The sequence below is a fragment of the Campylobacter sp. 2018MI34 genome, from assembly GCF_016598975.1.
Lineage (GTDB): Bacteria > Campylobacterota > Campylobacteria > Campylobacterales > Campylobacteraceae > Campylobacter_D.
The window spans coordinates 1-14,800 of record NZ_JAENKS010000030.1 but is presented as its reverse complement, the minus strand read 5'-3'; the positions used below and the strand labels follow the sequence as shown (position 1 = coordinate 14,800).

Sequence of the window (14,800 nt, the reverse complement as noted above, 5' to 3'; positions counted from 1 at the left end):
TGCAAGGAGTATTTTAAAAAGAATATGCAACATCTCTAAATAATTTTAGCAAAAATCTCAAATAATAACCCTTTAAAGTATATAAATAATATTTTTTAATTTTCTAAAAATTGATTTTTTCACTTTTAAATTAGTAAAATTGTATTTTTAAAAGTGAATAATTAAAGAAAAGTTTAATATTTATATAAATTTAAGTATAATAAAAATTATAATTTTAAGGAGTAAAAATGCAAACAATTAAGCAATTTTTTCTTAATATAGAAAGAACAGATATTGATGAAAATACAGAGAATCTAATCAGCGATGATCTTATAGATAGTATAGATATTATGGCCTTAGTGGCAGAAATTGAAAAGTATTATGGAAGACCACTTGATGCAACTTTTATTAAACCTGAAAATTTTGAAAATTTTAAAACAATCAAGGATATGCTTGAAATTGCAATGAAAAATTAATTTTTATTGCAATTTTTTAAGTTTTGAATAATGATATTTTTTGAGATAATTACCTCTGCAAAAAAATTTACAATTTTATCCCAATCCTCTTCTTTAATATCCTTTAAAGTAGCGTTTTCTTTATAATCATTCCAATTTATAGGGGTAAATAAACTTTTTTTATGAGGAAAATACTTAGCTCTCACCCATTCATTAGAACTAGCAAAATAATCAACATAGGCTTTAGCTAACTCTTTTTGCACTTTAAATTTAAGTCTTGCTTCTTTTGTGCCTTCAAAATGTTTTCTAGAAATACTTAAAAGGGAATTAATATTTTGTCCATTTAAATCTTTTTCATTTAATCTTTTTTGAATTTCCATACCCAAAAGATTAAAACTTTCATTTTTTGTCTGCTCTAAATCAAAATTTTCATCCCATTTAATACCTAAATGATGAGTAAAATCTTTAAGTAAAGTTCCTCCTACATAATCTTCTCTTAATAATCTTACTATCAAGCTATTTTCTCCAAAAACTTCGGTATAATTTTCACAAATCCACTTATAATCGAAAATATATTTTCTAGGATGATCTTGGGGTTTAAAATCACCTGAATAATAACCTAGGTTATTTTTTAAATCTTGAGAACAATGAGAATTTAAATAATCTAGAGTATCTCTAAAATAAACCATAAGCTTGATTTCATCAAATCCCAAAGCTTTTAAAATCGCATATAAAATTTCTATATGTTTTTTTGAGGAAAATTCCCAAACACACCCTTCAACAGAAAAAATAAATGTTTTATCTTTATGAAGTTCTTTTTCTTTTTTAAAATCTTCTATAGTTTGCAAAAGACGTGGATTTTTTAAAGCTTTTAATACTTGTTCTGGTTGAGTAAGATTTAAATTTTCATCTTTAATTAATTCTAAAACCATATCTACCAAAGCCCAATGTCTATTAGCTATTCTTAAACTTCTTGGATATAAAAAACCTTGATTTAAGAGTTTGTCAAAATTTTTCGCTAAAAAGCCTTGTCGTTCATGATTTCCAGTATTAGTTGTTCCTATACTTAAAAAAGCTTTCAAAATTTTTCCTTTTACTTGTAATTTTTTTAAATTATAGCTAAAAAATACGTAATTTTATTAATACAAGGTTTATTCTAGTATTAGTGGAGGATAAAAAATATCTATATTTATAATTATGAATACATTAATATTATATAATATTTTTTATTTAAATATTTTGATTAAATATTTTGATAAAATAAATTATCTAAGGTTTATCTATGTTAGAAGTTTTTTTAAAGAAGTTTGGTATAAAAGAGAAAGATTATATATTATTTACAGGAAATTTAACGCGTTTGCTTTATAAATTAAAAGGCAATGCAAGAGAAAATTTAAACTCCTTTCTTGATATTTTTTTAAAACAGACAGGAAAAGGGGGATTAGCAATACAAAGTTTTAATTGGGATTTTTGCAAAGGTTTAAGCTATGATATTTTAAATTCAAAGTCACAAACTGGAGCTTTGGCAAATATAGCTTTAAAAAGAGTAGAATTTAAACGCACAAAACATCCTATTTATTCTTTTATGGTTGCAAATAACTTTCAAAAAGATTTAATCGAACTTGATAATAAAGGAGCTTTTGATAAAAATTCACCTTTTGATTTTATGTATAAAAATAAAGCTAAAATGATTATAGTTGATTTGCCTTTGCAAGATTCTTTTACCTTTGTGCATTATGTAGAGCAATGTTTAAAGGTTAGTTATAGATATAATAAAAGTTTTACATCTTTTTATATTGATGAAAAAGGTCATAAAGAACTTAAAACCTATGATATGTTTGTAAGAGCTAATAATGTTTTAACCCATATTCATCCTTTAGAAGATCTTTTTTTACAAGAAAAAGTTATGGAGATAGTTTTTTTTGATGAAATTTTTATTAAGATTATTGATCTTGAAAAAGCTTATAAAGTAATATCTAAAGATATTGAGCAAAATCAAGGACTTAGCCTACACATTCTAAAAGCTTAAAATCTAAAAGTTTTTGCACTAAGTCTTTAAGCTCATAGCCTTGTAAATTTAAGATTTCTGCTATATCTAAAATATCTTTTTTTCCATCAAGAAAAGCTAGAAAATTACAAGCAAGAGGGATATCATTAATAGAACTTAAGGTATGATATAGACCTCTTTTTCCAAGATTTGGTTCGCAAAAAATAGTATTTTTATAAATAGCATTATTTTCTAAATTTAAAATGATTTCTTGCATAGCTTCAAGTCCTCCCAATAAACCCTTAGGACTTATAAAATTAAGATCATCTTTTGAAGTATGATAAAAGTTATAATCCCCATATCTTGTGCGACAAATTCCAACAATCCCTAAATTTACTAAAGGAGAATTGTATTGTCTCTCATCAGAACCTCTCTCTAAAAAGCTAAATTTTTTAAAATTAATTTTATTTTTTAAGGTGTGCAAGGCAACTTTATCTGAAAGAGTATTTGCACTAGGAGTATGAATAAGCGAGTAAGAAAGATCATCTCCTACGCACGAAAGGACAAATCCAGCCTTTACATTTTTTTGTAAAGCTTTTAAATTTTTGTTGATATAAGTTATACTTCCTATAGTTTCAGGCACGATAACAAAGCGGTAATTATATTTTCTTTCTTTAAGATTTAAAAGCCATTTAGCTAAGAATACAGCCACCACAGGTCCGCTTAATTCATTATTTGCCATAGAGGGATGACAAAGATAGGTTGAAATTAAAATTTCATCTTTTGAATTTTTTGTGCTAGGGATAATAAAATCTGCATAATTTAAAACCCCATTTTCATCATGCTTTGAATCAATAAAAACTCTATATGTTCCTTTTTTTAACTTTTTTCTTTCATTATGAGTAATGCAAAATCCCCATCTTTTTTTATAATAACTCGTAACATAAGGAATAGCATCAGGGATATTTTCTAAGGAGTATAAATGATTTTGTAATTCTTCAAGATCTAGTTTTTTATCAACTGCTATGCTATAGTTTAAAACATGTAGATTATTTTTTTTAAAATCGCAAATTTTTTTACCGTTTGGATCTATTATGAAAGCATCTTTGATATGCCATTCAGGTGGAATAATCCAATCATATACTTTTGTTCCACTTTTAATGGAGTGAATTTCAAATCCCCCCCCCCGCAGCTTATTTGATATATTAAGATTTTTTATAAGTTCATAGTTTAGAATTTTTAAACTTGTTCTAAAACCTTTTCCAGTGATACTTCTACAAATTGGAAAAAGCTTTTTAGCCAGATTATACATTAAGATACCATTTTGCATAAAATTTTTATGTCTAAAATCAAATTGATTCACAATAAGCCTTTTTTGCTTTTTCTAAAACTTCAAATAAGTTTTCTTTTACAAATTTTGCATCTTCTAAACTCATTTCTTGATGACAAGGAATGCTAAGTTCAGCCCTATAAAAATGATCAGCATTTTCTAATCTTATATTTCCCATTAAATTTTTATAAAAACTAAATTCATAAGTGGGCTTATAATGCACTTGAACTCCTATTTTTCTATCAATTAGAGCTTTAAAAATTTCTTCTTTTTTGCAATGAAATTCTGGAAAAAGTAAAATAGGATATAAATGTCTTGAACTTTTTTTATAATCTTTGATTTTTATAGTAGAAAAATAAGGGTTATTTTTAAATTCTTCATCATAAAATTGAGCGATTTTTTCTCTTTTTTCTAAATTGATATCAAGTTTTTTAAGTTGATTGATCCCTAAAGCACAAGCAACATCACTTAAGCGATAATTGTATCCAAGCTCATACATATCACTATCCCAAAGCCTTTTTTTCTCTATCCCGTGAGATCTTAAAAGTTTTGCTTGTTTAATAAAATATTCATTATCACTAAGCAAGGCTCCACCTTCAAAAGTGGTTATAGGTTTTACCGGATGAAAAGAAAATACATTTAAATCGGCCATTGAGCCTACTTTTTTATCTTTATAACTTGCTCCTAGTGCGTGACTTGCATCATCGATTAAGGGGATATTATATTTTTTAGCAAGATTTAAAATTTCATCCATTTCAACGCTATTGCCCCCAAAATCAACTACGCAAATAGCTCCTATATTTTTACTATCCTTTTTTAATCTTTCTTCTAATCTATTCTCATCAATATTTCCATCACTTTTAATATCTATAAATTCAACTTTTGCTCCCACCATTAAAGCTGTATTTGAAGTAGCTGCAAAAGTTAAAGGAGTGCTAAGGACAATTTTATCTTTAAGATTTAAAATTTTATAGGCAAGATGAAGAGCTGAAGTAGCTGAATTTAATACACAAGCATATTTTACTCCTACGTATTCGCAAAGATTTTTTTCAAATTCTTCTACTTTTTTGCCTCCTGTTAAAATTTCATCTTTTAAAGCTTTTAAAACAGCTTCTATATCACTTTGATCGATATTTTGATGAGAATAGGTTAGCATCAAAACTCCTCAGTATGATTTATTATATTTAAAAGTTCTTTTTCGCTTACCCAATTTGGATTATTATCAGAGCTATAAGAAAAACCATCTTTTACTTTTTTACCTTTTTGATTTAAGGCATTTATACTAAAATCATTATGAGTATTAGTAAATTTAATGCTAGGACTAATGGCATAATAATCATCAAATTCATAAGTTAAATGACTATCATCACTTGAAATCATTATTTCGTGGAGTTTCTCTCCGGCCCTTATGCCTATAATTTTATGTTTTAAATTTGGAGCTAAAGCGTGTGCAAGATCAGTAATTTTCATTGATGGAATTTTAGGAATAAAAATTTCACCCCCGTGCATTTTTTCAAAATTACCAAGTACAAATTTAACTCCATCTTCTAAAGAAATCCAAAATCTTGTCATTCTAGTATCTGTTATAGGGAGTTCTTTTGCTCCTTCGCTAATCAGCTTTTTAAAAAATGGCACAACAGATCCTCTTGAACCAACCACATTTCCATATCTTGCAACGCTAAATCTTGTATGGTTATTTCCAGCTATATTATTAGCTGCTACAAAAAGTTTATCACTAGCTAGTTTAGTTGCTCCATATAAATTTACAGGATTGCAAGCCTTATCAGTTGAAAGAGCTATACATTTTTCAACCTTATTTTCAAAACATGCATCAATAACATTTTGCGCCCCGTGTATATTGGTTTTAATGCATTCCATAGGATTATATTCAGCCACAGGAACATGCTTCATTGCTGCTGCGTGGATTACAAAATCTACATCTCTCATAGCAGTGCTAAGTCTTTCTTTATCGCGAACATCTCCTATAAAATATCTCATACAAGACTCATTAAAGATATTTGCCATTTCAAATTGTTTTAATTCATCTCTTGAATAAATAATAATTTTATTAGGTTTATAATTTTGAAGTAGAATTTTGGTATAAGTTTTACCAAAACTACCAGTTCCGCCTGTAATAAGGATATTTTTACCATTAAACATAAAATTTCCTTTAATTTTTATATAAATATTTTAGCAAAAGTTGTTCCATTGTTATATTTTAGCTTAAATTTTCAATTTCTTTTGAAAAGATTCCTTTAGTTGTTCTTAAAATTAGCCATAAAAAGATTAAAGTTGTAAAAATTAAAAATCCAAAAGCCAAAATAACAAAAATTCCATAAAGACTATTAAAATTGATTGAATTGATATTTTGCAAAGAATTAGCAATAATTTTTAAATAACTAATGTTTAGAGTTGCCAATGGAAAGCTTATAGCCCACCAAGTAATTTTAAAGGGACAACATTGATAAGCTTTAAAAATTTGAGGTAAAAGAGATAGAAATAAAAATCCTCCTATTAAAAATAATATTATAGCAAAATCATCAATATTAAAAATAGTTGTATAAGCACTAAATCCTACACTAAAAGGGGCTATTAAAATTAAAAGCGTTGGGGTAAGTTTATCAGGAAGTTTTTGAAAAAAGATGATCCTTGCTAAAATTAAAGGTATCAAAATTAAAGCAAAGAGAAAGCCTACTCCAATACAAAGCATTGTAAAATACTTAAAAATATACAAATTCGTATTAAAAATATAGGGTAAAGCTAAAGGAATATCTAATAAACCAACCACAGGGATAATCCAAGCTGGAGTAATATGAGTAAATTCATGTTTATGATAAAGCCAAGTATTTATAATGCATAAACTAAAACCAAACATTAATATTACTCCAAATATCCATAAGATTAAACCAAAAGTTCTAATGATATTGCTTTCATATTGAAAGGTTTGTAAAAGTATTGATAATATCATAGGCAAAAGTAGGCAAGAGATACAAAAAGTTCCAAAGAAAACTTTAGTGATTGGATTATGAAATTCACTTTTTATATTTTCAAAATTTATTATGCACTTAAAAATAAAAATAAAAAATAAGAAAATAAAAACCAATAAAGCTAAAAATGCAAAAAAAGTATAAACAATTTGACTTGTTTTAAGAATATAATCATTAAATTGAGCAAGATAAGAAATCCTATAAATTAAAAGCCAAGCTAAAGAAATAGCACTAAGCCCCATAACAGCTCCAAAAAATGAAATTGGCAAGGAAAAGTATCTTTTGATATTCATAAGTATTCCTTATTTTAAAATTCTTGGCAAGGTTATACCAGTTTGAGCTTGATATTTACCTTTTTTATCCTTATAAGTTGTATCACAATATTCATCACCTTGAAAAAATAACACTTGTGCTATGCCTTCATTAGCATAAATTTTAGCTGGAAGTGGGGTAGTATTTGAAATTTCAATGGTTATATGCCCTTCAAACCCAGGTTCAAATGGAGTAACATTTACTATAATGCCACATCTTGCATAAGTGCTTTTTCCAAGACATATAGCTAAGACATTATCAGGCATTTTAAAATATTCAATTGTTCTTGCTAGTGCAAAAGAATTTGCAGGAACTATACATACATCGCCTATAAAATCAACTACATTTTCTTCCACAAAATTTTTTGGATCAACAACAGTGGAATTAACATTAGTAAAGATTTTAAATTCACGACCTACGCGTATATCATAGCCATAACTTGAAAGTCCATAACTTACAACACCTTTGCCTATATTTGCTTCGCAAAAAGGAGAAATCATTTCATTTTCTTTTGCCATTTTTCTAATCCAATTATCAGCTTTTAAGCCCATTTTATACCCTTGTATTTATTAAATTTAATTATTATATTTTAATATATTTTGATTTAATTATTATATTTGGAATTTTAATTAAAATATTTTAATATTAAATTTTTGTAAGTTTTTATATAATATCAGATTTAAGTTCTTAAATTAAGAATAGGAGAAAAATTATGACAAAAGAGGAAATTAAAGATTTAGTAAATTTATTTGCTGAGACTAATATCACTAAAATAAAAATTAAAGAACAAGATGGTTTTGAGATTGAACTTCAAAGAGATATATGTTGTGATGTTCCAGCTCCTGTATGTCCTACAACACCTGCCCCACAACCGATTAATGTTAATGTTGTTAATGAAGCAAAACCAAGCATTAATGCAAAATCAGATAGTTTAACTATCAATAGTCCTATGGTAGGAACTTATTATCAAGCCCCAAGTCCTGGTGCTAATCCTTTTGTAAAAGTTGGAACAAATGTTAAAAAAGGAGATACGATAGCTATTATTGAGGCAATGAAAATTATGAATGAAATTGAGGCTGAATTTGATTGTCGCATTAGCGAAATCCTTGTTGCAGATGGACAACCAGTTGAATTTGGAATGCCTTTATTTGCCGTGGAGAAACTTTAATGGAAATTAAAAGTATTTTGATTGCCAATCGTGGAGAAATAGCTTTAAGAGCTTTAAGAACGATTAAAGAAATGGGAAAAAAAGCAATTTGTGTATATTCTGAAGCCGATAAAGATGCACTTTATTTAAAATACGCTGATGCAAGTATTTGTATAGGAAAAGCAAGAAGTTCTGAAAGCTATCTTAATATCCCTGCTATTATCACAGCGGCTGAAATTGCTGAGGTTGATGCTATTTTTCCAGGATATGGTTTTTTAAGTGAAAATCAAAATTTTGTTGAAATTTGTGCTAAGCATAATATTAAATTTATAGGACCTTCTGTTGAAGCTATGACTTTAATGAGTGATAAAAGCAAAGCTAAACAAGTAATGAAAAGAGCTAATGTTCCTGTAATTCCAGGAAGTGATGGAGCTTTACAAGGTATAGAAGCAGCTAAAAAACTTGCAAGTGAAATAGGTTATCCTGTTATTTTAAAAGCTGCAGCTGGTGGTGGCGGACGCGGTATGAGAGTTGTAGAAAGTGAAAAAGATTTAGAAAAAGCTTATTGGTCCGCTGAAAGCGAAGCTATGACAGCATTTGGAGATGGCACAATGTATATGGAAAAATATATACAAAATCCACGCCATATTGAAGTACAAGTTATAGGAGATAGTTTTGGCAATGTAATCCATATAGGCGAAAGAGATTGCTCTATGCAAAGGCGTCATCAAAAACTTATAGAAGAATCCCCTGCCATACTTCTTGATAATAATACGCGTAAAAAATTACATGAAACAGCCATTAGAGCAGCTAAAGCTATAGGATATGAAGGAGCTGGGACTTTTGAATTTTTAGTAGATAAAAATTTAGATTTTTATTTTATAGAAATGAATACACGTTTGCAAGTGGAACATTGTGTAAGTGAAATGGTCAGTGGCATTGATATTATTGAACAAATGATTAAAGTAGCCGAAGGTTATGCATTACCTCCTCAAGAAAGTATAAAATTAAAAGGACATTCTATAGAATGCAGAATTACTGCCGAAGATCCTAAAACTTTTTTACCAAGTCCAGGAAAAATAACTAAATATATCCCCCCAGCAGGTAGAAATGTAAGAATGGAAAGTCATTGTTATCAAGATTATTCTGTTCCACCTTATTATGATTCTATGATTGGAAAACTTGTTGTATGGGCAGAAGATAGACATAGGGCAATCACTAAAATGAAAGTAGCCTTAAATGAGCTTATAGTTCAAGGAATTAAAACAACTAAAGATTTTCATATTGCTATGATGGATAATCCTGATTTTATTGACAATAACTATGATACAAACTATCTTGCAAGACATTAAAACTTAGATTTCATAATTAAAAATAAATTTTTAATTATGAAACAATGTTGTAAAAAATTACCATAACTAAAAAATATCTAAATTATTTTAAATTGTAAGTTTAGCTAAAATTAAATTAGCAAATTGAATGAGTCTGATCTAAAATATTAATTTATACAATATGTATAAATATCTTGTTATAACTCAAAATAAATAATTAAATTATAAGAAAATTTCTTTACTTTTTATGAGAGAAGATTTATTGTATTTTATTTGCTTATAAAAAATAAAGATAAAATTAAAATTTTATCTTATATATTCTATATTGGCTTTTGAACGTAATTTTTCAAAATAATCTTGTATGAAATTTTGTTTTTGTTTATTGATATAAGCATTCAAAACTTCATTTTTAACTTCATCAAATTCAGGAGTTTGCTCTCCTCTTTTGTCTTTAACCTCGTAAAGTTCATAGCCATTTTTTGAATTTAAAACAGGGGAGAAATCATTAATATTAATTTGCGATAAAAGAGCCAATAAACGCGGATCAGCATTGCTTATATTTAAATGCGCTTGTTTTCTTTTAAAGGATATTTTATGAGATTTTTTAATTTCTTCTAAAATTGCTGGATCATTTGAATTATAAATATTTACATCAATTTCAGTAAAAATAGAAAATTCGCTTTTGTGCATTTCAAAAAAATTTTTTGCCCCCGCTTCACTATAATCTATTTTTGCCATTGTTAAAATTTGTTCATAAAGCTTTCTTTTTTCTAAATCTTTTTTAAAATCTTGTTTAAAAATTTCAAAACTTTGATTTTTATTTTTTAATTCTTTTTTAAATTGCTCAAGGCTTATGCGGTTTTGCTCTAACATTCTATCAATGCTATTTTCAAGATCAATTTCATTTATAGCAATACCAAATTTTTTGATTTGAGCTTGTTCAATTTTTTCATTGACCAAAATGATTAGAGCTTGATTTCTAGGTATATTTAATTTTTTCATAGTTTGTTGTATTTCATAAAGTGTAATAGGCTCTTTATCTACTATCATAGAGATCGCATTAATGGTGTTAGCATATAAAATATTTGATAAAAAAATACAAGTTGCTAAAATTTTTTTCATAATCAAACCTTTTTTAAGTTGAAATATCGCATTATAACAATAAAAATTTAAGAAAAGGCAAAAAATGCAAGAAAGTATTATAACGCGTTTTGCTCCTTCTCCTACTGGCTATTTGCATATTGGAGGTTTAAGAACAGCATTATACAATTATTTATACGCAAGAAAAAATAAAGGAAAATTTTTATTGCGTATTGAAGATACAGATTTAAAAAGAAATTCTAAAGAAGCTACTAAAGCTATTATCGAAGCTTTTAAATGGTGTAAATTAGACTATGATGGTGAAATTATTTATCAATCAGAGCGTTTTGATATCTATAAGCAGTATATTCAAAAGCTTTTAGATGAGGGCAAAGCTTATTATTGTTATATGAGTAAAGAAGAGCTTGAAGAATTGCGTTTAAAACAAGAAAAAGCTAAAGAGCGTCCAAGATACGATGGAAGATATAGAGATTTTAAAGGTACTCCACCAAAAGGGATAGAACCTGTTGTGCGCATTAAAGCACCACTTAGTGGAGAAATAGTTTTTAACGATGGCATAAAAGGTGAAGTTAAATTTAAAGTCGAAGATATTTTAGATGATTTTATTATAGCAAGAAGTGATGGAAGCCCAACTTATAATTTTACCGTTGTGATAGATGATGCTTTAATGGGGGTAAATAATGTCATAAGAGGCGATGATCATCTTTCCAATACTCCTAAACAAATCATTCTTTATGAAGCTTTAAATTTTAAAATTCCTAAGTTTTTTCATGTTGCAATGATACACGGAGAAGATGGCAAAAAACTTTCCAAAAGACATGGTGCAACAGATGTAATGGAATATAAAGCTATGGGAATACTTTCTCAAGCCCTGCTTAATTTTTTAGTCCGTTTAGGCTGGGGTCATAAAGATGATGAAATTTTTTCTATGGAAGAATTAAAAGAACTTTTTGATCCTTATCATATAAGCAAAAGTGCATCTTCATATAGTTTTAAAAAGTTAGAATGGCTTAATGCCCATTATATTAAAACCCTAGCTTATGATGAACTTAATTTTGAACTTAAATCTTTAGGATTTGATTTTGACAATATCAATAAAGGGAAATTTTTACTCAATTTATTAAGAGAAAGAGCAAAAAATTTATTTGATATTATAAATAGTGCAAAAAGTATTATAGAATTACCACAAAACTATGATGAAGTTGCAGTGGAAAAATTTGTTAATGAAAAGAATTTGGAATTTTTGGCTAAATATTGTGAAGAATTAAAAGAACAAAATACCGCTAAAGATTTTGAAGAATTTACTAATGAATTTTTACAAAAATATGAGTTAAAATTAAAAGATTTAGCCCAGCCATTGCGCATAGCTTTAACTGGAAATGCGGTGAGCCCTAGTATATTTGAAGTATTAGAGTTTTTAGGAGTAAATGAATGTAAAAAAAGAATTAAAGGATTCTTAGAAAAGAGGAAATAATGTATTCAAAAGAAGATGCCTTAAATTATCATTTAGGTGGAAAAATTAGCGTTGAACCAACTAAAAATATGGATTCAAGCAATGATTTATCTTTAGCATATAGCCCAGGAGTTGCAGAGCCATGTTTAGAGATCGCAAAAAATGAAGAACTAGCTTACACTTATACTACTAAATCAAATTTGGTAGCCATTGTAAGTGATGGTTCTGCGGTATTAGGGCTTGGAAATATAGGGCCTAGTGCAAGCAAGCCTGTTATGGAAGGTAAAGCTTGTTTATTTAAAAAATTTGCTAATGTAAATGCTTTTGACCTTGAAATTAATGCACATAGTATAGAAGATATTGTTGCTTTTTGTAAATTTTTAGCCCCAAGCGTTGGAGGGATAAATTTAGAAGACATAGCAGCACCTAAATGTTTTGAAATCGAAGCTGCTTTGCAAAATTTAGGTATTCCTGTTATGCATGATGATCAGCACGGAACTGCTATTATTTCAACAGCAGGTCTTATGAATGCTATGGAGCTTAGTGGAAAAAAATTTCAAGATATTAAGGTAGTCATTAGCGGTGCTGGAGCAGCTGGTGTTGCAAGTGCTAGAATGTATAGAAATTTAGGGGTTGAAAATATTATTTTAGTTGATAGTAAAGGCGTGGTAAATAAGGAAAGAAAAGATCTAAATTCTTATAAACTTGAATTTGTATCAGATACAAAGGATAAAACTTTAAAAGAAGCCTTAAAAGGTGCTGATGTTTTTTTAGGTTTATCAGCGCCTAAAATTTTAGATGATGAAATGGTTTTATCAATGGCTAAAGATCCTGTCATTTTTGCTTTGGCAAACCCTATTCCTGAAGTAATGCCAGAAGATGTTATAAGACTTAGAAAAGATGCTATTATAGGAACAGGAAGAAGTGATTATCCAAATCAAATCAATAATGTCTTAGGTTTTCCTTTTATTTTTAGAGGAGCTTTAGATGTAAGAGCTACTAAAATAACCGAAAATATGAAAATAGCAGCAGCCAAAGCTTTAGCTGATTTAGCCAAACTTCCTGTGAGTGAAAAAGTGAAAAAAGCTTACAATCTAAACAATCTAGAATTTGGAAAAGATTATGTGATCCCAAAACCTTTTGATGATAGAGTTAAGGCTATTGTAAGTACTGCTGTTGCAAGTGCTGCAGTAAAAGATAAAATAGCTAGAATCAAAAATTTTAACGAAAAAGAATATTTTGAAAGCTTAAAATGAAAAATATTCATCAAATTTCTCATCCTTTGATAGAGCATAAATTAGGAATTTTAAGAGATAAAGAAACAAAACCCTTTCAATTCCGTATGCTTATTGATGAAATTAGCTCTTTTTTGCTTTTTGAGGCTACTAAAGATTTGAATTTAAAAAATAAAGAAATTAGAACCCCCATAGCTAAAATGACTGCTAAAGAGCTTGATGAAAAAATTATGATTTGCCCTATATTAAGGGCAGCTTTAGGAATGCTTGAAAGCGTTTTTAAATTAATTCCTAATGCAAGTATCGGTTTTTTAGGTTTTCAAAGAGATGAAGAGACCCTAAAAGCTCAATTTTATTTTCAAAAACTTCCAAAAGATGCTAAAGAGCGTTTAGTTATCGTTATAGATCCTATGTTTGCGACAGGTTCAACTGCTATTGAAGCTTGTAATTTTTTAAAAGAACAAGGCATTAAAAAAATAAAATTTATATCTATACTTGGGACTTTAGAAGGATTAAATAATTTTAATCATTTTCATAGTGATGTAGATGTTTTTATAGCAAGTATTGATGAAGGTTTAGATAAAAATGCCTATATTGTCCCTGGTTTAGGAGATGCTGGAGATAGGGTATTTAATACCTTAGACAAATAAAATGATTTTTGGAAAAATTGATTATATAAATTTATTGCCTTTACATATTTATTTAAAAAAATACCCTTTGCCTAATGGTTTTAAAGCTTCTATGGAATTTAAAAAAGGAGTTCCTAGTAAATTAAATCGTGATTTATTTTATAGAAGAATTGATGGAGCCATCATATCTAGCATAGAAAGTGCAAGAAAAAAATACCAAAATTTAGACATTGGAATTTGTGCTTATAAAAAAGTTTTAAGCGTTTTAGTGCAAAAAAATACACCTAGTTTAAAAGATCCAAGTTCTGCTACTTCAAATGCTTTGGCTAAAGTTTTAAATCAAAATGGAAAAGTCATCATAGGAGACAAAGCTTTAAAACTTTATTTAGAAGATAGTTCAAAATATATTGATCTATGTAGTTTATGGTATAAAAAAACAGGTCTTCCTTTTGTTTTTGCAAGATTTTCTTGTGTGAGAAAAAAAGAATTTTATGAAACAATTTTTAAGAAATTTTCTAAAAAGAAAACCAAAATTCCTTATTATATACTTGAAAAATACGCCAAAAGAGCAAATTTAGATATCAAAGATATAAGATATTATTTAGATGAAATTATTTATTATGAAATAAAAACAAAAGAAAAACTTGCTTTAAAATGTTTTATCACTCAGTCTAAAAAAAGTAATTTTTAAATTTAAATTTTCAAAAATAAATACATTTAATATTTAAAAATTTAAATTTTATCTACTTTTTAAATCCCTTAATTTTTTATTTCAAAAATTATTTAATTTTATTTTTGTAATTTCTAAAGTTATAAAAAAATTATCAAATGATGCTTAAAACACTCATACAACA

General features: G+C 27.6%; 15 protein-coding genes. 8 read left to right on the top strand and 7 right to left on the bottom strand.

Annotation, left to right across the window (positions count from 1 at the left end):
* Positions 1–227 precede the first annotated feature (227 nt).
* Positions 228–455 carry an acyl carrier protein gene (locus JG676_RS07100; RefSeq protein WP_200170358.1) on the top strand — a complete coding sequence of 76 codons (228 nt, stop codon included), beginning with the start codon at positions 228–230 and terminating at the stop codon, positions 453–455.
* On the opposite strand, the gene JG676_RS07095 is transcribed toward JG676_RS07100, so the two are convergent.
* On the bottom strand, positions 452–1,516 hold the full coding sequence (locus JG676_RS07095; protein WP_200170357.1) for an acyl carrier protein: 1,065 nt from the start codon (positions 1,514–1,516) through the stop codon (positions 452–454). The genes JG676_RS07100 and JG676_RS07095 overlap by 4 nt on opposite strands.
* A gap of 200 nt (positions 1,517–1,716) precedes the next feature.
* Between JG676_RS07095 and JG676_RS07090 the strand changes: the two genes are divergently transcribed.
* Positions 1,717–2,463 carry an AAC(3) family N-acetyltransferase gene (locus tag JG676_RS07090; protein ID WP_200217778.1) on the top strand — a complete coding sequence of 249 codons (747 nt, stop codon included), beginning with the start codon at positions 1,717–1,719 and terminating at the stop codon, positions 2,461–2,463.
* Here JG676_RS07090 and JG676_RS07085 read toward each other — a convergent pair.
* The 5 genes from JG676_RS07085 to dcd are packed head-to-tail and all read right to left on the bottom strand — an operon-like array spanning position 2,438 to position 7,601.
* A complete protein-coding gene (locus JG676_RS07085; RefSeq protein WP_200217779.1) occupies positions 2,438–3,751 on the bottom strand; it encodes a DUF4910 domain-containing protein in 1,314 nt (437 codons plus the stop codon). The two genes, JG676_RS07090 and JG676_RS07085, sit on opposite strands and share 26 nt — an antisense overlap.
* 19 nt (positions 3,752–3,770) lie before the next feature.
* Entirely contained in the window at positions 3,771–4,907 is a 1,137-nt protein-coding gene (gene pseC, locus JG676_RS07080; protein WP_200217777.1) for a UDP-4-amino-4,6-dideoxy-N-acetyl-beta-L-altrosamine transaminase, read from the bottom strand.
* Positions 4,907–5,911 carry a UDP-N-acetylglucosamine 4,6-dehydratase (inverting) gene (gene pseB / locus JG676_RS07075; RefSeq protein WP_200170354.1) on the bottom strand — a complete coding sequence of 335 codons (1,005 nt, stop codon included), beginning with the start codon at positions 5,909–5,911 and terminating at the stop codon, positions 4,907–4,909. The genes pseC and pseB overlap by 1 nt, the downstream gene beginning before the upstream one ends.
* A gap of 58 nt (positions 5,912–5,969) precedes the next feature.
* On the bottom strand, positions 5,970–7,031 hold the full coding sequence (locus JG676_RS07070; RefSeq protein ID WP_200217776.1) for a hypothetical protein: 1,062 nt from the start codon (positions 7,029–7,031) through the stop codon (positions 5,970–5,972).
* A 9-nt stretch (positions 7,032–7,040) separates the two neighbouring features.
* Positions 7,041–7,601 carry a dCTP deaminase gene (gene dcd / locus JG676_RS07065; protein WP_131186711.1) on the bottom strand — a complete coding sequence of 187 codons (561 nt, stop codon included), beginning with the start codon at positions 7,599–7,601 and terminating at the stop codon, positions 7,041–7,043.
* 161 nt (positions 7,602–7,762) lie between these two features.
* On the opposite strand from dcd, the gene accB reads away from it, so the two are divergent.
* Together accB and JG676_RS07055 are read left to right on the top strand one after the other, a co-directional pair.
* The gene (gene accB / locus JG676_RS07060; RefSeq protein ID WP_200170352.1) at positions 7,763–8,218 is read left to right on the top strand and encodes an acetyl-CoA carboxylase biotin carboxyl carrier protein; all 456 of its coding nucleotides are present in this window, start codon (positions 7,763–7,765) and stop codon (positions 8,216–8,218) included.
* Positions 8,218–9,549, top strand: a complete 1,332-nt coding sequence (locus JG676_RS07055) for an acetyl-CoA carboxylase biotin carboxylase subunit (protein ID WP_200170351.1) — start codon at positions 8,218–8,220, stop codon at positions 9,547–9,549. Before accB ends, JG676_RS07055 begins: the two co-directional genes overlap by 1 nt.
* Positions 9,550–9,834: 285 nt before the next feature.
* Here the strand turns inward: JG676_RS07055 and JG676_RS07050 are convergent, their stop codons facing one another.
* Complete coding sequence (locus JG676_RS07050; protein ID WP_200170350.1) at positions 9,835–10,650, bottom strand: peptidylprolyl isomerase; 816 nt, start codon at positions 10,648–10,650, stop codon at positions 9,835–9,837.
* Between the two features lie 64 nt (positions 10,651–10,714).
* On the opposite strand from JG676_RS07050, the gene gltX reads away from it, so the two are divergent.
* The 4 genes from gltX to JG676_RS07030 are packed head-to-tail and all read left to right on the top strand — an operon-like array spanning position 10,715 to position 14,637.
* A complete protein-coding gene (gltX, locus tag JG676_RS07045; RefSeq protein WP_200217775.1) occupies positions 10,715–12,103 on the top strand; it encodes a glutamate--tRNA ligase in 1,389 nt (462 codons plus the stop codon).
* Positions 12,103–13,338: a malic enzyme-like NAD(P)-binding protein gene (locus JG676_RS07040; protein WP_200217774.1), complete on the top strand. Its 1,236-nt coding sequence runs from the start codon at positions 12,103–12,105 to the stop codon at positions 13,336–13,338. The genes gltX and JG676_RS07040 overlap by 1 nt, the downstream gene beginning before the upstream one ends.
* Positions 13,335–13,967 carry a uracil phosphoribosyltransferase gene (upp, locus tag JG676_RS07035; protein ID WP_200217773.1) on the top strand — a complete coding sequence of 211 codons (633 nt, stop codon included), beginning with the start codon at positions 13,335–13,337 and terminating at the stop codon, positions 13,965–13,967. The genes JG676_RS07040 and upp overlap by 4 nt, the downstream gene beginning before the upstream one ends.
* 1 nt (position 13,968) lies before the next feature.
* Positions 13,969–14,637, top strand: coding sequence for an MqnA/MqnD/SBP family protein (locus JG676_RS07030; RefSeq protein ID WP_200217772.1), 669 nt, complete (start codon positions 13,969–13,971; stop codon positions 14,635–14,637).
* Positions 14,638–14,800: the final 163 nt, after the last annotated feature.